General features: G+C 43.6%; 22 protein-coding genes. 8 read left to right on the top strand and 14 right to left on the bottom strand.

Going from position 1 to position 23,032, the window contains the following annotated elements:
• Positions 1 to 8: 8 nt before the first annotated feature.
• Positions 9 to 929 carry a M14 family metallopeptidase gene (locus ONE56_RS18495; RefSeq protein WP_423840704.1) on the bottom strand — a complete coding sequence of 307 codons (921 nt, stop codon included), beginning with the start codon at positions 927 to 929 and terminating at the stop codon, positions 9 to 11.
• A gap of 187 nt (positions 930 to 1,116) precedes the next feature.
• Here ONE56_RS18495 and ONE56_RS18490 point away from each other — a divergent pair, with 187 nt between their 5' ends.
• Entirely contained in the window at positions 1,117 to 2,022 is a 906-nt protein-coding gene (locus tag ONE56_RS18490; protein WP_423840703.1) for a DUF808 domain-containing protein, read from the top strand.
• Between the two features lie 175 nt (positions 2,023 to 2,197).
• Here the strand turns inward: ONE56_RS18490 and pyrC are convergent, their stop codons facing one another.
• Together pyrC and ONE56_RS18480 are read right to left on the bottom strand one after the other, a co-directional pair.
• Positions 2,198 to 3,226: a dihydroorotase gene (gene pyrC, locus ONE56_RS18485; protein WP_331438741.1), complete on the bottom strand. Its 1,029-nt coding sequence runs from the start codon at positions 3,224 to 3,226 to the stop codon at positions 2,198 to 2,200.
• A gap of 156 nt (positions 3,227 to 3,382) precedes the next feature.
• Complete coding sequence (locus ONE56_RS18480) at positions 3,383 to 3,547, bottom strand: YqaE/Pmp3 family membrane protein (RefSeq protein ID WP_041154050.1); 165 nt, start codon at positions 3,545 to 3,547, stop codon at positions 3,383 to 3,385.
• Positions 3,548 to 3,745: 198 nt separating this feature from the next.
• Here ONE56_RS18480 and ONE56_RS18475 point away from each other — a divergent pair, with 198 nt between their 5' ends.
• The gene (locus ONE56_RS18475; protein WP_423840702.1) at positions 3,746 to 5,563 is read left to right on the top strand and encodes an MOSC N-terminal beta barrel domain-containing protein; all 1,818 of its coding nucleotides are present in this window, start codon (positions 3,746 to 3,748) and stop codon (positions 5,561 to 5,563) included.
• A 113-nt stretch (positions 5,564 to 5,676) separates the two neighbouring features.
• On the opposite strand, the gene nadE is transcribed toward ONE56_RS18475, so the two are convergent.
• Complete coding sequence (gene nadE / locus ONE56_RS18470) at positions 5,677 to 6,507, bottom strand: ammonia-dependent NAD(+) synthetase (protein ID WP_041154048.1); 831 nt, start codon at positions 6,505 to 6,507, stop codon at positions 5,677 to 5,679.
• Positions 6,508 to 6,727: 220 nt separating this feature from the next.
• Here nadE and ONE56_RS18465 point away from each other — a divergent pair, with 220 nt between their 5' ends.
• Both ONE56_RS18465 and ONE56_RS18460 read left to right on the top strand, forming a co-directional pair.
• A complete protein-coding gene (locus tag ONE56_RS18465; RefSeq protein WP_041154047.1) occupies positions 6,728 to 7,261 on the top strand; it encodes a nicotinate-nicotinamide nucleotide adenylyltransferase in 534 nt (177 codons plus the stop codon).
• A gap of 30 nt (positions 7,262 to 7,291) precedes the next feature.
• Positions 7,292 to 7,774, top strand: coding sequence for a hypothetical protein (locus tag ONE56_RS18460; protein ID WP_041154046.1), 483 nt, complete (start codon positions 7,292 to 7,294; stop codon positions 7,772 to 7,774).
• Positions 7,775 to 7,832: 58 nt separating this feature from the next.
• On the opposite strand, the gene ONE56_RS18455 is transcribed toward ONE56_RS18460, so the two are convergent.
• Entirely contained in the window at positions 7,833 to 8,441 is a 609-nt protein-coding gene (locus tag ONE56_RS18455) for an AraC family transcriptional regulator (RefSeq protein ID WP_423840701.1), read from the bottom strand.
• Between the two features lie 265 nt (positions 8,442 to 8,706).
• On the opposite strand from ONE56_RS18455, the gene ONE56_RS18450 reads away from it, so the two are divergent.
• Positions 8,707 to 9,813, top strand: a complete 1,107-nt coding sequence (locus ONE56_RS18450) for a 1-acyl-sn-glycerol-3-phosphate acyltransferase (RefSeq protein WP_041154044.1) — start codon at positions 8,707 to 8,709, stop codon at positions 9,811 to 9,813.
• 67 nt (positions 9,814 to 9,880) lie between these two features.
• Here ONE56_RS18450 and ONE56_RS18445 read toward each other — a convergent pair whose 3' ends face one another.
• Together ONE56_RS18445 and ONE56_RS18440 are read right to left on the bottom strand one after the other, a co-directional pair.
• The gene (locus tag ONE56_RS18445) at positions 9,881 to 10,480 is read right to left on the bottom strand and encodes a hypothetical protein (protein WP_041154043.1); all 600 of its coding nucleotides are present in this window, start codon (positions 10,478 to 10,480) and stop codon (positions 9,881 to 9,883) included.
• Positions 10,481 to 10,573: 93 nt separating this feature from the next.
• Entirely contained in the window at positions 10,574 to 10,873 is a 300-nt protein-coding gene (locus ONE56_RS18440) for a YfcZ/YiiS family protein (RefSeq protein WP_041154042.1), read from the bottom strand.
• 366 nt (positions 10,874 to 11,239) lie between these two features.
• Between ONE56_RS18440 and ONE56_RS18435 the strand changes: the two genes are divergently transcribed.
• Positions 11,240 to 11,701: a TetR/AcrR family transcriptional regulator gene (locus tag ONE56_RS18435; protein WP_041154041.1), complete on the top strand. Its 462-nt coding sequence runs from the start codon at positions 11,240 to 11,242 to the stop codon at positions 11,699 to 11,701.
• 100 nt (positions 11,702 to 11,801) lie between these two features.
• Here ONE56_RS18435 and ONE56_RS18430 read toward each other — a convergent pair whose 3' ends face one another.
• Positions 11,802 to 12,716: a chemotaxis protein gene (locus ONE56_RS18430; RefSeq protein ID WP_041154040.1), complete on the bottom strand. Its 915-nt coding sequence runs from the start codon at positions 12,714 to 12,716 to the stop codon at positions 11,802 to 11,804.
• A 221-nt stretch (positions 12,717 to 12,937) separates the two neighbouring features.
• On the opposite strand from ONE56_RS18430, the gene ppiC reads away from it, so the two are divergent.
• On the top strand, positions 12,938 to 13,216 hold the full coding sequence (ppiC, locus tag ONE56_RS18425; protein WP_005375342.1) for a peptidylprolyl isomerase PpiC: 279 nt from the start codon (positions 12,938 to 12,940) through the stop codon (positions 13,214 to 13,216).
• Between the two features lie 36 nt (positions 13,217 to 13,252).
• On the opposite strand, the gene ONE56_RS18420 is transcribed toward ppiC, so the two are convergent.
• The 4 genes from ONE56_RS18420 to solA form a co-directional block, all read right to left on the bottom strand.
• Entirely contained in the window at positions 13,253 to 14,734 is a 1,482-nt protein-coding gene (locus ONE56_RS18420; protein ID WP_423840700.1) for a bifunctional diguanylate cyclase/phosphodiesterase, read from the bottom strand.
• A gap of 312 nt (positions 14,735 to 15,046) precedes the next feature.
• The gene (locus ONE56_RS18415) at positions 15,047 to 15,226 is read right to left on the bottom strand and encodes a hypothetical protein (protein WP_041154039.1); all 180 of its coding nucleotides are present in this window, start codon (positions 15,224 to 15,226) and stop codon (positions 15,047 to 15,049) included.
• A 92-nt stretch (positions 15,227 to 15,318) separates the two neighbouring features.
• Positions 15,319 to 17,493 (bottom strand): catalase/peroxidase HPI, encoded by a 2,175-nt coding sequence (gene katG / locus ONE56_RS18410; protein ID WP_423840699.1) that lies wholly within the window; start codon positions 17,491 to 17,493, stop codon positions 15,319 to 15,321.
• A gap of 525 nt (positions 17,494 to 18,018) precedes the next feature.
• Positions 18,019 to 19,155 (bottom strand): N-methyl-L-tryptophan oxidase, encoded by a 1,137-nt coding sequence (gene solA / locus ONE56_RS18405; RefSeq protein ID WP_423840698.1) that lies wholly within the window; start codon positions 19,153 to 19,155, stop codon positions 18,019 to 18,021.
• Positions 19,156 to 19,802: 647 nt separating this feature from the next.
• Here solA and ONE56_RS18400 point away from each other — a divergent pair.
• Positions 19,803 to 21,152 carry an alpha-amylase family protein gene (locus ONE56_RS18400; protein WP_423840697.1) on the top strand — a complete coding sequence of 450 codons (1,350 nt, stop codon included), beginning with the start codon at positions 19,803 to 19,805 and terminating at the stop codon, positions 21,150 to 21,152.
• A gap of 117 nt (positions 21,153 to 21,269) precedes the next feature.
• On the opposite strand, the gene ONE56_RS18395 is transcribed toward ONE56_RS18400, so the two are convergent.
• Both ONE56_RS18395 and ONE56_RS18390 read right to left on the bottom strand, forming a co-directional pair.
• On the bottom strand, positions 21,270 to 21,695 hold the full coding sequence (locus ONE56_RS18395) for a universal stress protein (RefSeq protein ID WP_041154035.1): 426 nt from the start codon (positions 21,693 to 21,695) through the stop codon (positions 21,270 to 21,272).
• Between the two features lie 352 nt (positions 21,696 to 22,047).
• On the bottom strand, positions 22,048 to 23,016 hold the full coding sequence (locus ONE56_RS18390; RefSeq protein WP_041154034.1) for a porin: 969 nt from the start codon (positions 23,014 to 23,016) through the stop codon (positions 22,048 to 22,050).
• Positions 23,017 to 23,032: the final 16 nt, after the last annotated feature.

Below are 23,032 nucleotides of genomic sequence, written 5' to 3'. Positions count from 1 at the left end.
GGAACGGGTTAATTTCGCTGGGAAAGGATGTAATCCAGACCACCAACCACAGCAGCGACCTGAGCGTCGTTACACTCCTCATCGGTGACTGTCGGGCTGTCTGGGTAGACTTCAGTCGTCGTACCATATCGGCAGTGGGTGACGCCACCACACAGTCCTAGTTTGACCATTGGGTAGTTGATCACGCCAAATTGGACAACAGGTGAGCCGATGATTTCGCCTTTTTCGTCTGCTGGTGCAATGTGAGTGACTTTCGCTACTGATTCGATCACTGCTTTTTGAAACTCTGGTTGCGGGTTTTCAGAGTCACCTACGGTATAGAAACCATCGGGGATCATCCCTGCAATATATTCAATACCATCACGAGCTGCTAACGCAGGGCGGAACTCACTTTCATCCGAGTCGGTCGTCTCGTGCAAATCAATATGCATCAGCACATCATCAAGTGTGGTGACGAGTTTGATTAAGTTCGCGGATTCTTCTGCTGGGCTATTTGCGTAAAAAGAGCGGTTTGGGTCAATTGCATTGGGATTCCAGCGGTTAATGACTTCATAACCCCATGGACTCACACACGGCGCAACCACGATATTGAAGTGCTCTGCGTAACGTTCTGCCTGTGTTTCTACAAACTTAAGTGCGCCGTGGACTCCGCTGGTTTCGTATCCGTGTACTCCGCCTGTAATTAGTACGACGGGTTTTGCTGAGTCCCATTGACGGGTTTTGATGCAAAGCAGAGGAAAACGATTTTCATCGTAGGAAAGTGCACCATATTGCTCGATATCAAAGCGATCTCGCAGAGCATCTATTTTACTCACTACCTCTTCTTGATAGCTTCTTTTTACACCTTGCTGTGCCAACCAAGCTTTGCGTTCTGTATCGCCCCAAGGTTGCCCTGGGGTTCCAACTGGGTATGTGTATCCGCTTTTCATCTATACTTTATCTTTTGTCTACTCAAGGATAAGACAAGACTAGTCTTCTGGTTTATAGACAGCAACAAAAAACACGACCTCTCATCATATTCTTTGCTAAATCATGACTTTGTTGAGTAAATTTATGGTGCTACATTTTGTTTTTAATCCGAACTTTGGTGGTTCGGCTCATAGAAAGAGAGTAATAATGGCTGGAGCAAGTTTACTTACCCTGTTAGACGACATCGCGACGGTATTAGATGACATCGCCGTCATGTCCAAGGTTGCAGCGAAAAAAACTGCCGGTGTGTTAGGGGATGATTTAGCGCTAAATGCCCAGCAAGTGCAGGGCGTTGCCTCTGAGCGTGAAATTCCGGTTGTTTGGGCGGTTGCTAAGGGATCTTTCAAAAACAAGCTGATTTTGGTGCCTTCTGCGCTGTTAATTAGTGCAATTATTCCGTGGTTGATCATGCCACTGCTTCTTGTGGGCGGTCTTTTCCTCTGCTTCGAAGGCGCGGAGAAAGTCCTAGAAAAGCTCTTTCCTCATGCTCATTCTCATGATGCAGCAGAGGACGTCTTGGCGACGGGGGAATCGGTTGCAGAGTATGAAAAGCGTAAAGTGAACGGAGCGATTCGCACCGATTTTATTCTTTCTGCAGAAATTATCGTCATTGCTTTAGGTACGGTGACCGGGGCGAGTTTTGTCACTCAAGTTATCGTGGTGAGTTTAATTGCAGTTGTGATGACGGCAGGCGTATACGGATTAGTGGCGGGTATCGTCAAGCTGGATGATCTTGGTCTCTACTTGGAAGTTCGTGCCAAAGGGAAGGGGATTGTCGCGAAGATCGGAAATGCTTTGGTCTCGTTTGCTCCCAAACTGATGAGGCTCCTAACCATCGTAGGTACCGCTGCGATGTTTTTGGTCGGAGGGGGCATCATTGTGCACAATGTTCCGGCTATTCATCACTTGGTTGAACCGATTATTATGAACTTTGGTGAGCACACATTTGCGTCTTCGGTCCTGCCTGTTTTGCTCAACGGTGTGATTGGATTAGTCGCAGGTCTGCTCGTTGTCGCGGTTTGGACACTAATCGCAAAGGTCCGTGGAAAATGATTCGTAATACCTACCTACGTAATATCTACCTAGATAAGTAAGTGATCATTTATTGCCTAGGAAAATCGCTCAGAGCAAGGCATTGATTGCAGTAAATCGTAGCGTCTTCGTCTTCAGGTAGAAGAAAAGGGTCATGATGTGAATCATGACCCTTTTGCTTAAAATCATATAGAGATTATTTCACTGTCCATTCAATCTGTTCGCCAGCGCGGATAGGCACCACGATGTCACGACCAAAAGGCATAGATTCAGGCACATCCCAAGATGTTTTCTCTAACGTTACTGTATCGGTGTTGCGGGCGATGCCGTAGAAGTCTGGTCCATTCAAGCTTGCAAACGCTTCAAGGTTTTCTAGTTTACCCTCTTGTTCAAACACTTCTGCGTACAGTTCTAGTGCTGCGTGAGCCGTGTACGACCCTGCACAACCGCACGCCGATTCTTTAGCACCTTTTGCGTGAGGCGCAGAGTCGGTACCTAAGAAAAATTTCTTACTGCCGCTGGTTGCTGCTTCGATTAACGCTTGTTGGTGGGTATTGCGCTTAAGGATTGGCAAGCAGTAGAAGTGTGGTTTAATACCGCCGACAAGCATGTGGTTGCGGTTAAAAAGCAAGTGATGCGCTGTTATGGTTGCCGCGACATTATCATTCGCATTTTTTACAAAGTTGGCGGCGTCAGCGGTGGTGATGTGCTCCAGAACGATTTTTAAGTTTGGGAAGTCATTGACGATAGGAGCAAGTACGGTGTCGAGGAACTCTTTTTCTCGGTCGAAAATATCAACATCATGATGCGTTACTTCTCCGTGAACCAACAGCAACATACCGACTTCTTCCATTGCTTCCAGCACGTGATAGATGTTCTTAGCGTTAGTGACGCCTGAATCAGAGTTGGTGGTTGCACCTGCTGGATACAGTTTAGCGGCAACAATTTTACCGGTGGCTTTTGCTGTGCGGATGTCTTCTGGTGTGGTGTTGTCGGTAAGGTAAAGAGACATCAATGGCTCAAATTGCTCGCCATGCTGCTGCTCAAGGATTCTATCACGGTAGGCGAGTGCCATGTCTGTATTGGTAACCGGTGGGACTGTGTTTGGCATGATCAAAGCGCGGCCATTGTAGCGGCTTATATCGCGAACGGTGTCTTTTAGAACATCGCCATCGCGTAAGTGAACGTGCCAGTCGTCAGGACGAGTGATAGTCAGTGTTGTCATTAATTGCTCCCACCATTAAAAAAGTTGCGGATTGGAGCCTAAACGCAGGGTTTTACTTGTAAGCAAACGCTTGCGCTTAGGCGACAGGATGATAGAGGAATTGACGTTACATTTCATCCCATTTTTTATTTTTCTAATGTATCGGAGCAGCGTCGGCTATTTCATCGTTAACCAAAGTGCATGAATGGTGCCCGGTAGGAAGAAGAAAAATGTCAGGATTAAATTCAGTAAGAAATCTTTATTTAGACCTTTTTCCATGTATACCGCTACAGGTGGAAGAAAGATACACAACAAGATGAGGATGAGTTTTCTTGTGTCCATAGTACGTTCCTAGTCAATACGTTAATGTTCTCAATGAGACTGAAGAGTATGTGTTTGGTGTCACATTTTATCAAATGGTATTTAGTCAGCATGAGGTTAAAAACCAATGGTTATATTTAGTTAGTTTGACTCCTTACATTAATCGACACTTCTCTTTACAATAGTCCAACAAATAACAAACCCCTCAAGGAAGTCGTCATGTCACAACCCATGTTATCTCAAATAAATGTCTTTCCGGTGAAATCAGTCGGAGGGGTGTCAGTCTCTTCTGCATGGGTGGAGAAGCAAGGATTGAGCTTTGATCGACGTTTTATGCTTGCCAAAGCGGATGGCTCGATGGTCACGGCACGAAAATACCCACAAATGGTGACCGTTAAATCTGCATTACTCGCAGATGGTGTGGTATTCAGTAGTCTCGGCATGGAACCCCTGAAGATTCGCTATCAAGACTTCAAAATGCAGGAAACCCCAGCCACGGTATGGAGCGATACGTTTACGGCTTTTACGACCACTGACGAGGCGGATGACTGGTTTACCAGCGTACTAGGTCAGCGTGTTGAACTGTTGTTTTGTGGTGAACAATCCAATCGAGTACGCGAGAAGTTCGGTCACAATGTGAGCTTTGCAGATGGCTATCCTGTTCTCGTGATCAGTCAGGCTTCTTTGGATGAATTAAATAACAGAAGCTCGGAACTGCATTCGATGGACCAGTTTCGGACGAATCTGGTCGTTGCAGACACAAAACCCTTTGAAGAAGATTCGTGGAAACGCATTCGTATTGGTGAAGTGGAGTTTGAATCTCTGAAACCGTGTGAGCGTTGTATTCTTACCACTGTGAACACGCAAAGAGGTACATTTCGTGAAAGCAAAGAGCCATTAAAGACATTGCAGCAGTTTCGCTCCAACGAACAAGGTGGTGTTTTCTTTGGGCAAAACCTGGTTGCGCGCAACGAAGGCATCATTCGCCAAGGTGACAAAGTTGAAGTGCTTGAATACAAAGAACCAGAGTTCTACCCAGACCACGCTCCAGAATTTATAACATTAACTTGTGTGGAGCGTGAAGAAATCGCACAAGATTTTGTAACGTTCTGGTTAGAACCGAATAAAGGGGCACTGCCAAATTATTTACCAGGGCAGCATTTGCCGATAGAGGTAGTTATTGATGGCAAAAAGATTAGCAGACGTTATACCTTGTCTTCGAGTCCTTCTCGTCCTGGTCGTTATGCTATCTCTGTTAAGCGAATTGCTGGTGGTCGAGTGTCGAACGCGTTGCTTGATAACCTTCAAGTAGGAGACGTGTTGGAAGCGGAACATCCCGATGGAGAATTTCATCTGGCACCGCATCATACTCAACGCTTGTTATTGCTGTCAGCGGGAAGCGGTGTCACGCCAATGCTGTCTATGGTGCGCTATTTAGCCGATCATGATCAGTTAGATGATGTTGTATTTTACCATCAGTGTCGTACAGAAGCCGATATTCCTTGCCGAGCAGAGCTGGAGCAATTAAAACGTGAGTTTCCTGGGTTAGAGATCAAGGTCTCATTGACTCAACCAGCTGTAGATTGGTTTGGTCTCAAAGGACGCTTGAGTCTATCGCATATCAAACAAATTAAAGATGCTGAGCAGCGCCAAGTGTTTGTGTGCGGACCCGACGGCTTCATGCAGAAAGCGAAAAACCTACTGCTGAAAAAAGGGTTACCGGAGGAGCATTATCACCAAGAGGCATTTGGTGTGGTGCCAGTGAAGGCAAAGCCCGAGAAAAGTATACAAATTGATTTTAATGGTGACATGATTACCGGAAGCAACCAGAAGACCTTATTAGACCAACTTGAAGATGCGGGTAAGGACATCAGCAACAGCTGCCGAGCAGGGCTATGTGGTTCATGCAAGGTGCAATTGAAATCAGGAAAGGTCGATCATCCGAATGTTCCAGCGTTGAGTGATGAAGAACGAGCCATGGGAACAGTCTTAGCTTGCTGCGCCGTCCCAGAAACTGACGTCACCATCACAGACTAGCCAGATCGTAAAGGTAGATTGTAATGTGCAGCAGACAGAGAGGTTCATGGCTGTGTAGGAGAGCTATGTTGACCCTAGGTCCTAAAATTCTAGGACCTAGGGGCTCTTATTACTTAATCATAAATCGTAGGAATTGGCTGACGTTTGTGTTGCGTGGCTTTATAAATCGCTACCAGACGAGCACTGACTTGTTCTGATACTGGTTTACCTTCCAGGAAGTCGTCAATTTGGTCGTAAGTGAGGTTCAGTGCGTCCTCATCCGCTTTTTGAGGAGCGAGTTCTTCCAGATCAGCGGTTGGCGTTTTCTTGACTAACAGTTCTGGTGCGCCTAGCGTTGCTGCTACTTCACGAACTTGACGCTTGCTCAGACCGAACAGCGGAGCAAGGTCACAGGCGCCATCGCCAAACTTTGTGTAAAACCCAGTGATGTTTTCTGCAGAATGGTCCGTACCCAAGACTAAACCGCCCACGTATCCAGCGATTTCATATTGTGCAATCATGCGAGCGCGTGCTTTTACGTTGCCTTTTACAAAGTCGAGTTTCGCTTCGTCAGTGGGCAGAAGTCCCGTTCCTTCCAGCGCAAAACCAGAAGCAGCATGCAAGCCGTCGACGCCTGGTTTGATGTTTACGGATACCGAATGCGTTGGTTGGATAAACTGCAAAGCGATTTGCGCTTCGTCTTCGTCTTTTTGCTCACCATAAGGAAGGCGGACGGCAATAAACTGATAATCGTTAGTATTGGAACCTTCGTTGAGCTGATCTACGGCAAGTTGTGCAAGGCGTCCACACGTAGTTGAGTCTACACCTCCACTGATGCCTAGCACGAGTGACTTACAACCTGCTTCTTGTAGCTTACGCTTAATAAAAGCAACACGGCGTTCAATTTCGAAATGCGGATCGATAGAAGGGAGTACACGCATTTCATCACGGATGGTTTGTTCCATTTGAGGTTCCTTTTCCTGCAAATTAATAAGACACTTCACTGGTACAGGCGGGGAGTTCACCAACCCTGTAGATGCAGTAAATGATGGTTCGCAATCGCTCGATAAATGCTCAATTGAGGCTTGCAAACATCGCATTAGTGTCAAAAAGCTTTAAAGACTAGTAGTATCATACCGAAATCATTTGATTAGAAAACTCTCTTAAACTAGGTAATCGTTGGATATGAAAAAAATCGCCATTTTTGGTAGTGCATTTAATCCCCCTAGCTTAGGTCACAAAAGTGTTATCGAGTCGCTGAGCCACTTTGACCTTGTCCTACTTGAACCCAGCATTGCACACGCATGGGGCAAGGAAATGCTGGATTATTCCACTCGTTGCAAATTAGTAGACGCATTTATCAACGATCTCGGCTTATCCAATATCCAACGTTCTGACTTCGAGCAAGCTTTATACCAACCTGGACAAAGTGTGACGACCCATGCTTTATTAGAAAAAATTCAAGAAAATTACTCGACGGCCGATATAACTTTTATCATTGGTCCTGATAATTTTTTTAAATTTGCTAAATTTTATAAGGCAGTAGAAATTACTCAGCGTTGGGCGGTCATGGTGTGTCCTGAAAAAGTAAACATTCGGAGCACAGATATTCGGAACGCACTAAGTGATGGAGAGAGTGTGGAGGCTTACACCACGCCTACAGTTAGCCAGTTATTAGTAAGCGAAGGTTTGTATCGAAACACATTGTCTGGTAGCTAAATTGTCTGGTAAGTAAGAGGTCAGGTTGTCATGTTCAGAGTCGCTGTATTTAGTGCATGCGTTTTGCTTGTGGTCCCACAAGCTGTTTCTGCATGTGACTATGTGTCTGATCGGTCGGTGGTATTCAACGACAATACGCAACCGATTTGCGACGAAGACTTAGACTCGGCGAGTGAGCTCAACTCTGACGTTTTGAATTGGGAGGAACCCGAAGCCAAAGTAGATGGACCTACGAAAAGTTACTGGGATGAGTGGGGAATAAAATCACCAGACACACCACTCCTTACTCAAAGCTTACAAAAGAACCACTTTGGCCTTGGTATTTGGATGCCACATGATCTCGAAGAAGAAGAAAAAGAGATGACGACAGAAGAGTGGCTTCGTAACCACGGTTTGATGCTAAGTGTCGGTTTCGGTGACAAAGGGGATGGCGCACCAAGAATGCGATTCGACTATCGTTGGCACGAACTATACGATGCAGATTGGATGATGCAGATAGAAGTCCCTTTCTGACGCTTCAACACAGTTTCATTTCTATTGCACTTGTTCATTTCTATTGCGCTCGTTAATGTTACAGCGCATCTCCAAAGACTAAGAAACAAAGCTGCTCATATTCTTCCGTATTCCCGTTAAAAAGCAATGTTACAATTTCAGCTTCAGACTTACCTGAGAGTTTCATTTTTCTTGCTTCGCGTAGCGTGAGCACCAAACACAACTCGCGTGAAATACTTACTTCACAATCGGGCTCCCATTGATTGATCGTTTTGCTCAATGATGATTGTGAGAGTTTAGGGGAAAGTGTGAGTGCCTCATGTTTAAGCACTGCAAGTAGATCGAGCTGGATCTCAGAACGGTCTTCGGTTGTGGCTAATTTGGCCATTACGGCTCTGAGTAAAGCTGATGGTTTAAGGTAGCCCGCCTGTTGCGCGAACGATTCGTTCAATCGTATAGAGAAGTCACAACGGTGAATCCGAGTGCCCGGAAGAAAAGTAAGAGAACTCAAACAATTTTGAGGAATCCAAAAATATTGACCGGGCTCAATGGCATATTCTAGCTTACCCAATTTGATGATCACGAGGCCTTCTTGTACAGATAATAGACTGTGCTTAAGCGCTTTTTTACGCGCGGTGACATTCAGAAAAGAAAATTTAGCGTCGTGAAATTCAATTGCGTAGTTCATTCTATATACCAATGTTTTTGGGGCCTAGGGTAACGCTAAACCTATAGGATTCCAACCGTGTAACACGATTTTTTAACCCTAATACCGATAAACAACTTTAATCATCTGGGGCCATTGGGTATGGTTTAGTTTTAAGAACTAACAGTAATTGTGTGGTTTACTCTAGCTTAACTGGTACGACCATGATAAAAGTATGAGCTGATTTGCTGCGGTTGAGCAAAACTATGCGTAAAATGTGCCAGCTTTTTTTTAAATGTAGTGAATAATGACAGCCAATACCGACCCTTATATTGAAATTCGTCCTTACAATGACGAAGAAATACCAGCTGCGCTGGATCGTCTCATTCAAGATGATGAATTTATTACAGCGATCTTAGATCACCGCTTTGAGAATAAAGCCGGTTGGTTCAAAACGCTGATGAGTCCGATTGTTCGTATCTACTTGAAAGCGAAATGGAGTAAGTTGAACTCTGTTGAAGCGATTCAAATGGAGGTAAAGAAATACCTACAAGATATGCTCAAGAAAACATCGGATGGCGTGACATTTTCTGGTCTTGATAAGCTAGATAAAGATACGTCCTACTTGTTTATTTCTAATCACCGAGATATCGCCATGGATCCCGCATTGGTGAACTATGGTTTGTATCAAAGTGGTCACCGTACGGTTCGTATCGCAATTGGTGACAACCTTCTCAAGAAGCCGTGTACGACTGAGCTAATGCGATTGAACAAAAGCTTTATTGTAAAGCGTTCAGCGAAAGCACCGCGAGAGATGATGAAGGCGTTAGGGCAGCTATCGAGCTATATTAAGCACTCTCTAGAGACAAGAAACTCGATTTGGATCGCCCAGAAAGAAGGGCGAGCAAAAGATGGCAATGATTTCACGGATCCCGCCATTTTAAAAATGTTCCATGTCGAAGGTCGTAAGCAAAAAATAAGCTTTGGTGAATACACTCGCTCCCTAAACATTGTGCCTGTTTCTATCTCTTACGAGAATGACCCTTGCGATATCGCTAAAGCAAAAGAGTTGTTCGAGAAAGCGGAACATGGTCGATACGAAAAAAGTGAATTTGAAGATATTGAAAGTATCATCCAAGGTATCGTCGGATATAAAGGCCGAATTCATGTTGCGTTTGGTGATGTGATCGACCAAGAGTTTGAAACGCCAGAAGCGTTAGCCAACGAAATCGATCGTCAAATTCACCAAAACTATCGACTGTACCCAATTAATAAACTTGCTGCCGGGCAAGAAGATGACAGTATTACCGAGTCGATAAAGGTTCAGCTAGCGCAAAAACTGGAGCAACTTCCTGAAGCCGCAGGGAAATACCTCGTCGCAAGTTATGCAAATCCAGTCAATAATCAGAACTGATCCTTTTGAAGGTTAGCTCCTGCTTGTAAAACTCGTCAGGAGCTTAATTTGATGCCTTGAGCAGAGCCTAAGGTGCAACTGCTCCACCTAAGGTTAAATTTGTCGGCCACTTCGTAATCCGGTTTCCACCTAGGAAGATATTGCCTTTCACGGTCAGCGTATCAGGAAACTGTGTAAGAGCAGATCCACCTATGTAGAGGTTCCCATCTACCACTAATCCTTCTGGTAATTCTGTCAGTGGCGTACGGATGACACTAAGATCGCCTTTCACGCGCAGCCTAGGCGGTAGCCTCTTTAGTGGATTGTCTGTTAAATTTAAATACCCACCAAGCTTAATCCCACGTGGCCAGTTCTCTATTTTGCTACCCAGTAAGTTCGCATAACCCTTAATTTTCGTTCCTGGTTGGATAACTTTAAGTTCGCTGTTGGTGGCTTCCAAGCTTCCGCCTACATCAAGATCTTTAGGTAATTTGGTTATGGGGGTTTTAGAAATGTTCATATTCCCTTTCACGACCAAACCTGAGGGTAATTGAGTGTAGGGCTTATTGCGAAGGTCTAAGTTGCCATAATTGTCGGTATGGCCAAATTTCGAATAGTAATCAAGCTCATAGGCCTGTATAGGCGCACAAAGAGTGAGCAGTATAAACAATAGAGGTACGCAACGCATAGCTTGTTACTTTATAAAAAGGGAATCAGCAAGATGATAACGCAAAGATAAGTAAACAAAAAGCGAGCAGGAGTGCTCGCTTGAGAATAGAGGCTAGCGTGCGATTGAACGAGTTTTTAATTCAAAAATCAATTTCTCTGCACTGACTTCAAATTTGAAACGAGCAGTCACTTGCTGTGTTTCTTCTGTCATCTCCGCAACATTATATTCGACATTGTCACAAACAGATTTGGCTAGTTCGATGTACTTCGCCAATTCAGCTTCTAAAGCCGCTTTATTTTCTGCGAAAATCGTTACGTCAGCGACTTCGTCGCCTTCTTTGATAATAAAGCCAATTTCACCTGCACAGCCACACGCTTCACAGACTTGGTTTTCTTCTAAATCGATACTCATAACGAATCCTCTTGTAAAAATTAAGGTTATTCTAGCAGGTATTTGATCGGTATCTACAAAAATGCTTCAGCTTGACTAAAAAAGGCACTCAAACTGGAAACAGATCTAGAGAGGTTTCATTTTTGTTCATGAAATAATGTGATTTCAATCAATATTTAAACGTTATTGCACGCTTTATGAGAGAGATTTAGGTTTGCTTAGTTGAACTGGAACGCGATTTATAAGACTATTTCGGGTTAAGTCATTATACGATTATCATTTCAACCTTGAAATCGTTTAGGGAGAAGGAGTTTACCAACTCCTTGATATTGTTCACTTTTCACCTTTCCTTGAGTTAGATGGATCTATAAAGAGAATAACTTAGAAATGCCAAAGCGTAGTAAAGAAGATACGGAAGTGACTCTCCATAAGATTATGGATGCAGTGATCGATCAACTGCTTCGACTCGGATATGACAAAATGTCATACACAACATTGAGTCAACAGACTGGAGTTTCGCGCACTGGTATCAGTCATCACTTCCCTAAGAAAACCGATTTCACTGCAGCACTTGACGGTCGCATGTTCAAAATCTTTATCAAGCATCTAGAGTTTGACAAAGACTTAGACGCGTTTTCTGATAGCTGGATTCAAGCTCTCGATAATACAGAATTCTTGGCCATTCTACGGTTGCTTTTCCACCACATCGTCACGATAGATAATGCCGATGGCTTTGCCGCAAATGGTGTTGAACGTCTATATAAAATGGTTGATAGTCAATTCGGTGCGGGGGGTGAGAAGGAGCTTGAGTGGTTAATTGGTCGGTCACTTGTTCGAATGAGTAAATGATCACACTGGGTATAAATCTTACAACATCCCCGAGAGTGCAGTATGTCGCGTAAAAGCCCCGCACAAATTACAGCAGGGCTTACCGAGCGTATAATTAATTTCAAGAAGCCATTGCGATGACTTCCAATTCTTTAGCGCCACGTAGCATTGCCTCGATTAGCTCACCCGCATTGAACTTTTCTAGCGCTTCGTGTGCCCCTACTTGATGAGCCCGATCAACACAAATTTCACTTGAGAGTGACGTGTGAAGAATACGGTATGACTGGTTGAGTTCAGCGTTATTTTGCACTTCAAAGGCTAATTCGTAGCCATCAAGACCTGGCATTTCAATATCGCTGACTAAGATATCTATTGGTGAGTTGGCTTGGGCCTGGTTTTTCATCAGGTTCAATGCATCCAAACCGTTGTTGCATATTTGGTATGAGATATTAATGCTATCCAACGCGTCACAAAGCTGCTTACGAGCGATAGATGAATCATCAACGAGCAGAATACGCAATGCTTTTAGGCGTTCACGTTCAATATCCGTTAGCATTGGGATCTTCGCGTTTTCATATTGTGGATAGATCTTTGAAAGCAATAGTTCAACATCCAACATCTGTACGGTTTTATCTTCGTAGCGTGTAATACCTGTGACAAATATGTTTTTCCCAGCACTTTCGGGAGGAGATTCAATCGACTTCCAATCACACTCGATGATTTTTTCGATACTTCTTACCATGAAGGCGACGACGGTACGCAGACAATCCGTCACAATCAGGTAGCAGTTTTTGTATTCCTCCTCACTGATGGGACGAAAACCAACCGCGGCCGACATATCGATTACAGGAACCGTGAGGTTACGGATAGTAACGGTCCCGATCACATGGTGATGAGAGTATGGGATTTTTGTCGTTGGCATGTACGGTACAATTTCACGAACTTTTAGTGTGCCTATTGCAAAATTCTGTTGTAAGGTAAGTTTGAATAGCAACATACCTTGGGCTTGATTTGCTTTACTAGTGACTTTTGCCATGAAATAACCTTGTCGATACCACTGATAGCTAACTAATTTTATCGGATAAACTAGAGTCTTCAACCGTTCAGCGACGAAATGTGAGGGGCGTTGAGTATATCAGCATTTCACGTACTATTCCTGACTTCACGCTATCTTTATCAAAGACGCTGAATCGAAATGTTTGGCGACGGTATTCCGATTGAGTAAACTACGTCATCGGATTAGCGGGAGATAAATAAATGGCGAATACTGCAGCTGCATTACACATTCTTGTTAAACACAAAGAACAAGCAGAAGACATCATCAAACAGCTTAAAAAAGGCGCGAAATTTCAAACCTTGGCAAAAAAATATTCCACTTGTCCGTCAGGAAAGCGAGGTGGTGACCTTGGTGAGTTTAGACGTGGTCAAATGGTACCTCAGTTCGATAAAGTGTGTTTCTCGGGCGAAGTACTTACGCCACATTTAGTCAAAACTAAGTTTGGTTGGCACGTGGTGAAGGTGCTTTATCGAACATAGAGCAGGGATAGAGCATTGCTCGAAATGACTAATGAGTTATGCGCCCAAGTGAGTGACCAATTGGTCTATCGCCATTGGGCGTCCTAAATAGTACCCTTGAGCCTGATGACAGTTCATTTGTTTTAGTAGCGCCAATTGCTCTGGCGTTTCAACCCCTTCAGCAACGACATCAATACCAAATCCACGAGCGATATCAATAATTCCTTTGACAATAATTGCGGAGCGTTCATCTGTGTCTACATTCATAATGAAGCTTCGATCTATTTTTATTTCATTAACTACCAATTTTTTGAATATCTCAAAGGAAGTGTATCCGACACCAAAATCGTCGATAGAAAATGTTGTGCCATATTGTTTGAATTTACTAATAATGTCGGCACAGTTATCGATATCATTTAGAGCCGCTGTTTCCGTGATTTCAAGGCACAAATATGGCGATATATGTCGGTTATTCTGAAGGACGTTCTCGAGTGTATTCATGTGTTTTGCACAGTTAAACTCAGTCGCTGAGATATTGATAGAAACTTTCTTTATTTTAGTTTCCATCATGCGCTGTTGAGTCAGCTGTTGTGATGATTTGGCGATAACTAAATTGGTAATAGCTGCACATAGGTTGTTATCTTCTGCTAAAGCAATAAACGTCGCTGGAGGGACTACCCCGAATGCCTCGTGTGTCCAGCGAGCGAGTACTTCAACACCAGAGAGCTCCATACTTGCTAAATGGTACTTGGGCTGGAAAACCACCTCAATCTGATTGTTTTCTATTGCTTTGTGTAACTCCTGAACCATAGCTTTTCGATTTCTTTCCTGTGCTGTCAGCACTTTGTCATGGTATTGGATACTATTCTTCGTTTTTTTAGCTTCACTCAGTGCATTTTTCGCGGATTGTATAAGCTTTTTGGCGTTTTCACCGTCTGCGGGGTAAATGGCTACGCCAATACAGCAGGTCGTTTCAATGCCGTACCGATGAGCACATTGATTAACCTGTTGTTGGATATAAGATAAATACTTGTCTGTAGAGATTTCTTGGTCAAGCTTGGTAAAGCTAGCAAATGCGTCGACATGTATACGAGAAGAAAAATGCTTAGTCGAAGACGCACTATCGATTATATCGGCAATGTCTTTTAAAAAGTTGTTCGTATCGTCAAAGCCTAAGCTGGCTGACGCTGAATTAAAGTTATCGATATCCAGTATGTACAGGATTTTCTTTTTATTAGAGGTGGCGTGATTCAGTTTCACATCGAGGTTACGATAAAAAACGCTAGGACTATTGAGCCCTGTGACGCGGTCGAGATCATCTGCTGCTCTGAGATCTCGAAGGTTTCTGTATATTAGCCCCCACAGCATCAGTGATGTTAAAACGACAAAAGTCCCGCCTTTAATCGATTGAGCTAATGTGTAATGTTCAATATTGGTAAAGATTTTTTCAACGGCGAGATCGGAAAAAAGTATCCAAATTAATGAAAATATCAGGTAGGCGAATACGACTTTGAAAGAAGAAAACTTTGCCGTGTCCATATATAATTTTCCTGGAGCAAGTTCTTAACTAGTAGGTGTTATTCTTATTTTTATAACTCTAGGTTATATTAACTAAGAAACTATCGCAATGCCGTATCTCACTTTTTGTGATTAACGTAGAATGATATTTCTTTCTTATTTCAGAGACTTGCATTGACTCTAAGTGTTTTGAAAGTGAGAATATCTCATCGGATGTCTATGGTGCAGAGTTTATGTTTGAAGAGCAACGAAGCCTAATATCCAACAGTGTTGATATGGTGGGTAGTTAGCAAGAGTAAAGGGGAAGAAGATTTACAATCTTAAAAAATGCTTTTAATGTTTACGACTAATGAATGCGGCTATAATTAAGCCGAGTCCAATACCTGCAATAAGGGCTCCTACGAATATCAGGGCAGAGTATTGAACAAAAATGATGCCGACGCCAAGTCCAAGTAAGGTCCCTCCACCGATTGCCCAATTGCTTCTATCTTTGTTATGAGTTTCACTGACCATCTTGCTGCTCCTTATGTTGTATCTGTTATGATTATAGCGAACATAAAAAACTCCCGCGTTAAGCGGGAGCTGATGAATACTAAAACGATGAATTATGCCAAATCGAATCGATCCGCGTTCATCACTTTTGTCCAGGCTGCAATGAAGTCTTTAATGAACTTCTCTTGGTTATCATCTTGAGCATACACTTCTGCGTATGAGCGCAAGATTGAATTTGAACCGAATACCAAGTCTACACGTGTCGCTGTCCACTTCGCTTCGCCCGTCTTACGGTCACAAATGTCGTAAGAGTTGCGACCTGTTGGCTTCCATGTGTAGGCCATATCCGTTAGGTTGACGAAGAAGTCATTGGTTAGTGTACCAACATGGTCCGTAAATACACCGTGCTGAGTGCCACCATGGTTAGTACCAAGTACACGCATACCACCTAACAGTACTGTCATTTCCGGCGCCGTTAGACCAAGTAGTTGAGCACGATCGAGCAGCATTTCTTCTGGTTTGACTGCGTAATGCTGCTTTTGCCAGTTGCGGAAGCCATCGGCAAGTGGTTCCAGTACGTCAAACGATTCAACGTCGGTTTGATCTTGGGTTGCATCCCCACGACCCGGTGCAAATGGTACTTTGAAATCGTAACCCGCTGCTTTTATTGCTTTCTCCAAACCGACATTACCTGCAAGTACAATGGTATCTGCAATGCTAATTCCGGACTCTTCAGCAATCGGTGTTAGAACGTTGAGCACTTTATCAAGACGCTCAGGTTCGTTACCTTCCCACGTATTTTGTGGCGCTAGACGAATACGTGCACCATTTGCACCGCCACGAAGATCCGATTGACGGAAAGTACGTGCGCTGTCCCAAGCGGTTGAGACTAAGTCGGAAACATTCAGATCCGTTGCAGCGATTTTTGCTTTAACTGCATCAACATCGTAGTTTGTGACGCCCGCTGGGATTGGATCTTGCCAAATCAAGTCTTCTGCTGGCACATCCGGTCCAACGTAGCGAGCTTTTGGTCCTAAATCACGGTGAGTCAGTTTGAACCAAGCGCGAGCAAATACTTCATTGAAGTAATCTTGATCCTGGTAGAAGCGCTCAGAAATTTTGCGGTATTCTGGGTCTACTTTCAGCGCCATATCCGCATCCGTCATCATTGGATTATAGCGAATTGAAGGATCTTCAACGTCGACAGGTTTGTCTTCTTCGGCAATGCTTACTGGCTCATATTGCCACGCACCTGCTGGGCTTTTTGTTAGTTGCCATTCATGTTCTAGCAACATTTTGAAGAAACCGTTATCCCACTGAGTAGGGTGACTAGTCCAAGCGCCTTCCACGCCACTGGTGACTGTGTTGCGACCGATACCACGAGATTTGTGGTTCATCCAGCCCAAGCCTTGCTCTTCAACGTCTGCGCCTTCAGGATCAGGGCCAAGCTCAGATGCATCGCCGTTACCGTGTGCTTTACCGACGGTATGACCACCAGCTGTTAGCGCGACGGTTTCTTCGTCGTTCATTGCCATACGAGCAAAGGTATCACGCATATCTGCCGCTGTTTTAAGAGGATCAGGGTTGCCATCAACACCTTCAGGATTTACATAAATCAAGCCCATCATCACAGCGGCGAGCGGATTCTCAAGATCGCGTTCTCCAGAGTAACGGGTACCTTCACTGCCACTTGGCGCTAACCATTCTTTTTCAGAGCCCCAATAAATGTCTTTTTCTGGGTGCCAAATGTCTTCGCGGCCGAAAGCAAAACCGAACGTTTTCAGACCCATAGATTCATACGCCATGTTACCGGCAAGAATTATTAAATCTGCCCAACTGATTTTGTTGCCGTATTTTTTCTTGATTGGCCACAGTAAACGTCGAGCTTTATCTAGGTTGCCGTTATCTGGCCATGAGTTAAGAGGCGCAAAGCGTTGGTTACCCGTTGACGCACCGCCTCGCCCATCGGCTGTACGATAACTCCCCGCGGCGTGCCATGCCATACGGATCATTAAGCCACCATAATGTCCCCAGTCTGCTGGCCACCAATCTTGGCTGTCGGTCATAAGCGCTTTTAAATCGTTTTTTAGTGCTTCTACATCGAGTGTTTTTAGCGCCTCTCTGTAGCTAAATTCTTCACCTAGAGGATTTGTTTTCTTGTCATGCTGATGAAGTATGTCAAGGTTCAATGCATTCGGCCACCAATCCATCACCGTTGAACCTGCGGAGGTCATGCTGCCGTGCATCACCGGGCACTTTCCTACTGAACTGCTATCACTGTTATTCATAGAGCATCCTTTTTTGTAAGATGTACTTTTATATTTAATAAATGAAAAATTTTAAAATTCTTTAAGTTCTTGGAATTTTATTTACTAAATAGATTAACTACATTTAATTCACTTCAAGAAGAATTTTAGTAATTATTATTGCATTGGTCACATTATTTATGACGATTGATTCAATAAGTAAAACCTATCATTCGCGAGAAGAATGATAGCAAGATGACTAATTTTTTTAGGGAGAATAAAAGATATTTTATTAACAGTTAGTGGTCGGTTTTTGCAACATTAAGGTGTAATAATTTGTTTCAACTTTATGAAAAGTATAATTAAATTAATTTTAACGAACTTTTCGTTTGAAGTTTACTCGGCCTGACCATGTAAAGAATGAGGAATCGATATAGGAAAAATCACCGATGTTGGTTTATCGGTGACTTATTTTTTGTTTCAACACATTGTTTGCAATTTCGACAACGTGTTTTAATTTATTTCATTGTTCTCTTTCAGTCCGGATGTCGCCGTCTTGCTATTATTTTAACGTAACACTTCATTGAATCGATTAATTGTGAACATTGAAAGGTCAAACTCAACGGGTTTATCTAGTGCTAGATCTGCGACCACTTCGCCAATGGCGCTGGCAAACTTAAATCCATGACCTGAAAAGCCAGAGGCTATGATGACATTAGGGTTGCTCGGGTGCCTATCGATAAGAAAATGTTCGTCCGGTGTTCTGGTGTACATGCAGGTTTTCCCAAACTTAATTGAGCCGACGTTAGGCATGTGCTTACTCAATAGCTGTTCAATATCGGCATCGTCTACAGATTGAATAAAAGGCGAGATTTCGACATTTGGGTCTTGCTCTTCCCCTAAGTCATGGCGGCCTATCTTTAAGCCCGCACCATCAATACTCGGGAACCCATAATAGATACCTTCTTGAGTGACGAACGAAAACGCTGGGAAGTTTCCTTCTCCATACAGTGTTTCTGGTGCGTTATACCAAGCAAATGTTTTACGTACAGGCGTGACCGGAAGATTGAGGCCCAACATTTCAAGTAAATCATTAGACCAAGCACCAACCGAGACGATGAGTTTCTCGGCTTGGAATGTTTTCCCGTTCGCTAACACGTGAATCTCGTTATCTTCTAGTTGGACGTCAGAGACTTTGTGATAGGGCATGAGCGTGGCTCCCTCGGCGATTGCCAAATCCCGATATGCTTGAATACACGCTTCGCATTTCAATACTCCTGAATTGGATTCAAAACAGGCGACATATTTCGCAGGAATATTCAGGCCATGATAACGTTGATTCGCTTCGTCTGCCGTTAGGATTTCGACTGGAAGCTGGTAGCGTTCTGCACTGGCAATCAGCATGGATATGAAGGGAGAACTGCGTTCGCCGATGTTCAGCACGCCCGTTTTTAAAAACAGAGATTGTCCAGAAAGTTGTTCCAATTCTTCCCATCGTTTCTGCGCTTGCAGCGCTAAAGGAACATAGCCTTCGCCCTCTCCATAAGCGTGCCGAATAATTCGTGTTTCACCGTGATGACTTGCATTAGAGTGAGGAGGATCAAAGGCGTCGAGAAGCAGCACCTTTTTACCTTGCTTAGCTAAAAAATATCCGGCTGACATTCCCATTGAACCTGCGCCGACGACAACGACATCGTATTGCATTTAGTACTCCGTTAGTGTGTAAGCCTCATCCTTGCAATTCAGTATGGCGGTGAAAGTCATCTTGAGGCGATTCGGTGTGGAAATGCAATGTTAAAAGTATTGATGTTCCTGTGCAATAAACGGAAAGATTTAGTGGTAGAAACCGTTTCAACAAGGGTAAGGTGTAGTTAATCTCATATCGTGTATGTTGTTCTGCATTTTTCTATTTTTAGATGTAATTTTCCGATTTTTACTCTGCGGGAGCGCTTTCCTTCTCCCCAAATGTGACCCAGTTAATCATTTCCACTTTCTATGATGTGTCGATCAATGAGTCGCAAAGTGTGAGTTGCAACTAAGACTCTTGGAGGGGGCGTATAAGTATTTGTATCGGCATGAATGAATATTGAGACAAGTCTAATTTAAAACAATGAGTTAGAATGAATTTTTGTTTGGTTCTAGTTCGCCAAACGTACAAATCGAGCCTAAGTGTTTACCCGCGAGTGGTAAGGAGGAGCAACTACGCCTTAATTTTCAGCCTCGAGTAAACGATAAAAGGGTGAGGGCGTCTTTCGAATAGCACTTATAATTTAATTTAGATTATTGAATTCACTCACAAAGAAAAACGAACAAAACAACTGATCGTGAGTGGACGCGACTAGGAGAAAACCATGAGTGGCTTACAGGAAACACAATCAGCGGGTGCGAATGTCATTCTGCATGCATTTGATTGGAAGTATGCTGACATTGCCCAACGAGCGGAAGAGATTAGCAAGCTAGGATACGGTTCTGTTCTTATCTCTCCACCAATGAAAAGTGCTGTCGAGGAGCCTTGGTGGCAACGTTATCAGCCTCAAGACTATCGAGTGATAGAGAATGCATTAGGTAACACAAAAGATTTCATCCATATGGTGAAAGAGCTCGAACGTTTTGGTGTTCTTGTTTATGCAGATGTAGTGTTCAACCACATGGCAAACGAATCACATTTACGCCGAGATCTCCAATATCCGCGTCAAGAGGTGATAGAAGAATATCAGCGCGATTCAGAAAAGTACGAATCGCTTAAATTGTTTGGTGATTTGTCCCAGCCACTTTTTGACGAGAAGCATTTTGTTTTGGCGTTTGGGATAAAAAACTGGAAAGACAAATGGCAAGTGCAAAATGGCCGAATCACTGGTGGCCCTAAAGATCCTGGCCTACCAACCTTGCGGGTGTGTGACCATGTTGTTGAGCAACAACAAGCCTTTTTAAAAGCATTGAAAGCGATCGGTGTTAAAGGATTTCGTATAGATGCGGCCAAACATATGTCGTTGGAACATTTAAAACGGGTTTGGTCAGATGATATTACTCAAGATGTTCACATTTTTGGTGAGATCATTACGGACGGTGGGGCAACGGAAGAGGAGTATAAGTTGTTTCTCGAACCTTATTTGGAAGAAACAAGTTTGTGTGCCTATGATTTTCCCTTATTTACCACTATTTACAAAGCCTTCGCAGAAGGGGGCAGTTTGACGTGGTTGATCGATCCGTACTGTTTTGGCCAGGCGTTGTCTCCCGGACGTGCCATCACTTTTGTGGTGACACATGACATTCCGAATAATGATGTTTTTCTTGATCTCGTTATGGATGAAGACGATGAGTGGCTTGCCTATGCCTACATACTAGGCCGAGATGGTGGCGTACCTCTCATTTACACTGATTTAGATACCAGCGGAATTTCAGGGAAAGATGGGAAGCCAAGATGGCAACGGGCGTGGAATGATCCGAGAATGGCGAAGATGATTCAATTCCACAATTTGGTCCACGGACAATCGATGACGGTTTTGGAAGGCAATGATGATCTGTTGGTTATAAAACGCGGTAATGAAGGCATCGTGGTACTGAATAAATCTTCTCGACCTCAATCCTTCTCGATAGACACCGAGTTTGATTGGATAGACATGATGTCGGATTTACACGTTTGTTGCGGAACTGAGATTCAAGTGCCTGCAAAATCATCGATGTTGTTCATCCCCGCCTAGAAATATTAGAAAGATGAAAAAACCAGTAGCATAGATAGCTACTGGTCTTTTCAAATAGCGACCCATTTTTATCGATAAGATCATTTCTACTGATTCAGTAACCTTCAATCGGTCCCTTTAGTCATGAATTGGTACGACTAAAATGTCTACGGGAGATTTATTGATCAGGTGTCTTGAATAGGAGATCAGCTTACTCCACAAATCGTGGTGGTGACCACAGATCAAAAGATCGACGTCTTGCTCTTTAATGGTGACTTCCAGTTTGTCAGCTAAGTCACCAGTACCGACAAAGAAATGTTTGAGCGGGTAGTCCATATAGTCACTGAACGTTTTGAGGCTTTCCATTGAATACTCGTTCAACGGTCGCTGATCAGGCTGTGCTTTTATATCAACAAGTTCACGATAGATCTCACCGTGTGTGCCGTCGATATGAATGAATGAAATATCGGAATCGAAATAGTTAGCCATTGATACCGCTCGGTCGATCAACACTGTACTTTCATCAGACAGCTCGAGTGCGACCAAAATATGTTTGTATTTCATAACCACGCCCTTATATGGATGATGTTCACCTTAAGCATAGTATGAGTTGGGGAATAATTGTGTCGATAAGCTCTCGAAACTGTTCATATTTATTAAGAAAGTTAATGATTAAAAGACTTGTGTTTAGAGAAGCTTGTTTTATGGAGCCTAAGCTAGCCGCCCAGTAAATGTTGTTTCTTAGATGTAATGGCTTTATGCAGAACAACCTCTATTTGTATAAAACCGATTAGTGATAATTACGTCGCTGTCTTATACCAGCGCCAATGTGAGTAATGTTCATTGCAATAAAAACGCAGCGTTCCTGCTGCGTTTTTACGTTACTTATGATTGTTTACGCTAAGTTCACCCACGATTAAAAATCGTAACGAACACCTAAGCGTAGCGTATCTTCGCCTTCGATGACTTTGCCGTCTTGATCTTTCTCTTCATCAAGTTGGTTGAAGTAGTAAGACAGGTAAGTGCGGAAATTGCTGTTCAACTTGTAGTATCCAGCAAGTTCGAAACCGTCTACAGCATCGTATTCACTTGCGCCGTCAGGATCGTTCTCTTGGAATGTGTACATACCGGCAATGGTCACTTTGCTGGCAACTTTGTAGGTAGCTGCGATCTCGTAGGCAGTAAAGTCTTCAGAATCATCTAATGAGCCTTGAGAGTAAGTACCAGCAAGGTATAGGTTATCCATTGAGTAGGCGATACCACCAAGGATTTGATCTTCTGAGTTATCTGCATCAACATCACCACCAGAGTAGGCTAAACCTAGGTCTAAGCCCATAGGTAGCGAGTACATGCCCGATAGACCGTATTTGTCTGAGTCTTCATCAGAGTTCGCTTGGTATGTTGCTTGAACCTTTAGCGCATCAAACTCGCCACGGTATGCGAATACACTGTCTTGTTTATCAGATGAAGAATCAATGACTTGCTGAACACCTGAAAACTCGGTGATATCCGTCATGTCAGAGATGATTACCGCAGCCATGTCTTGGCGGCCGACTGAGAAATCGCCAGCTTCAGTACCGACACCCGCATACATGTAGCGGTTTTTGAATTCACTCTCGCCTGTTTTTTGTTCTGCTTCGTAAACACCGAATGCAGAAAGGCCGTTACCGATATCGGTTTTGCCTTTTAGATTTACACGAGCACGGCTTTTGTCTTTCATTGTGCCTTCAACTTCTTCACCGCCAGAGCCAATGAAGTCACCACGGAACTCCACACGACCACCGACTTTTAGCTCAGTGCCGTCATTGTCGTAAACGGTTGCTGCGAAAGATGGAGCGGTTACCAATGCTGAAAGAATTGCAGTAGCTAATGCTGCTTGTTTCATTTTCTTATTACCCTAG

It is taken from the genome of Vibrio mytili (assembly GCF_049563345.1).
Classification (GTDB): domain Bacteria; phylum Pseudomonadota; class Gammaproteobacteria; order Enterobacterales; family Vibrionaceae; genus Vibrio; species Vibrio mytili.
Note: the sequence above shows the minus strand (reverse complement) of the source record. Positions and strands in the feature narration are given on the sequence as shown.

What these genes read in the sequence shown, in the direction of transcription:
- pyrC (WP_331438741.1), bottom strand. Translation starts at nt 3,226, where the DNA reads ATGACAACACTGACTATCACTCGTCCTGACGACTGGCACGTTCACTTA.
- ONE56_RS18455 (WP_423840701.1), bottom strand. Translation starts at nt 8,441, where the DNA reads ATGAACTACGCAATTGAATTTCACGACGCTAAATTTTCTTTTCTGAAT.
- solA (WP_423840698.1), bottom strand. Translation starts at nt 19,155, where the DNA reads ATGCAATACGATGTCGTTGTCGTCGGCGCAGGTTCAATGGGAATGTCA.
- ONE56_RS18400 (WP_423840697.1), top strand. Translation starts at nt 19,803, where the DNA reads ATGAGTGGCTTACAGGAAACACAATCAGCGGGTGCGAATGTCATTCTG.
- ppiC (WP_005375342.1), top strand. Translation starts at nt 12,938, where the DNA reads ATGGCGAATACTGCAGCTGCATTACACATTCTTGTTAAACACAAAGAA.
- ONE56_RS18450 (WP_041154044.1), top strand. Translation starts at nt 8,707, where the DNA reads ATGACAGCCAATACCGACCCTTATATTGAAATTCGTCCTTACAATGAC.
- ONE56_RS18430 (WP_041154040.1), bottom strand. Translation starts at nt 12,716, where the DNA reads ATGGCAAAAGTCACTAGTAAAGCAAATCAAGCCCAAGGTATGTTGCTA.
- ONE56_RS18475 (WP_423840702.1), top strand. Translation starts at nt 3,746, where the DNA reads ATGTCACAACCCATGTTATCTCAAATAAATGTCTTTCCGGTGAAATCA.
- ONE56_RS18440 (WP_041154042.1), bottom strand. Translation starts at nt 10,873, where the DNA reads ATGAGTATCGATTTAGAAGAAAACCAAGTCTGTGAAGCGTGTGGCTGT.
- ONE56_RS18460 (WP_041154046.1), top strand. Translation starts at nt 7,292, where the DNA reads ATGTTCAGAGTCGCTGTATTTAGTGCATGCGTTTTGCTTGTGGTCCCA.
- ONE56_RS18480 (WP_041154050.1), bottom strand. Translation starts at nt 3,547, where the DNA reads ATGGACACAAGAAAACTCATCCTCATCTTGTTGTGTATCTTTCTTCCA.
- ONE56_RS18495 (WP_423840704.1), bottom strand. Translation starts at nt 929, where the DNA reads ATGAAAAGCGGATACACATACCCAGTTGGAACCCCAGGGCAACCTTGG.
- katG (WP_423840699.1), bottom strand. Translation starts at nt 17,493, where the DNA reads ATGAATAACAGTGATAGCAGTTCAGTAGGAAAGTGCCCGGTGATGCAC.
- ONE56_RS18395 (WP_041154035.1), bottom strand. Translation starts at nt 21,695, where the DNA reads ATGAAATACAAACATATTTTGGTCGCACTCGAGCTGTCTGATGAAAGT.
- ONE56_RS18415 (WP_041154039.1), bottom strand. Translation starts at nt 15,226, where the DNA reads ATGGTCAGTGAAACTCATAACAAAGATAGAAGCAATTGGGCAATCGGT.
- ONE56_RS18465 (WP_041154047.1), top strand. Translation starts at nt 6,728, where the DNA reads ATGAAAAAAATCGCCATTTTTGGTAGTGCATTTAATCCCCCTAGCTTA.
- ONE56_RS18435 (WP_041154041.1), top strand. Translation starts at nt 11,240, where the DNA reads ATGCCAAAGCGTAGTAAAGAAGATACGGAAGTGACTCTCCATAAGATT.
- nadE (WP_041154048.1), bottom strand. Translation starts at nt 6,507, where the DNA reads ATGGAACAAACCATCCGTGATGAAATGCGTGTACTCCCTTCTATCGAT.
- ONE56_RS18390 (WP_041154034.1), bottom strand. Translation starts at nt 23,016, where the DNA reads ATGAAACAAGCAGCATTAGCTACTGCAATTCTTTCAGCATTGGTAACC.
- ONE56_RS18420 (WP_423840700.1), bottom strand. Translation starts at nt 14,734, where the DNA reads ATGGACACGGCAAAGTTTTCTTCTTTCAAAGTCGTATTCGCCTACCTG.
- ONE56_RS18445 (WP_041154043.1), bottom strand. Translation starts at nt 10,480, where the DNA reads ATGCGTTGCGTACCTCTATTGTTTATACTGCTCACTCTTTGTGCGCCT.
- ONE56_RS18490 (WP_423840703.1), top strand. Translation starts at nt 1,117, where the DNA reads ATGGCTGGAGCAAGTTTACTTACCCTGTTAGACGACATCGCGACGGTA.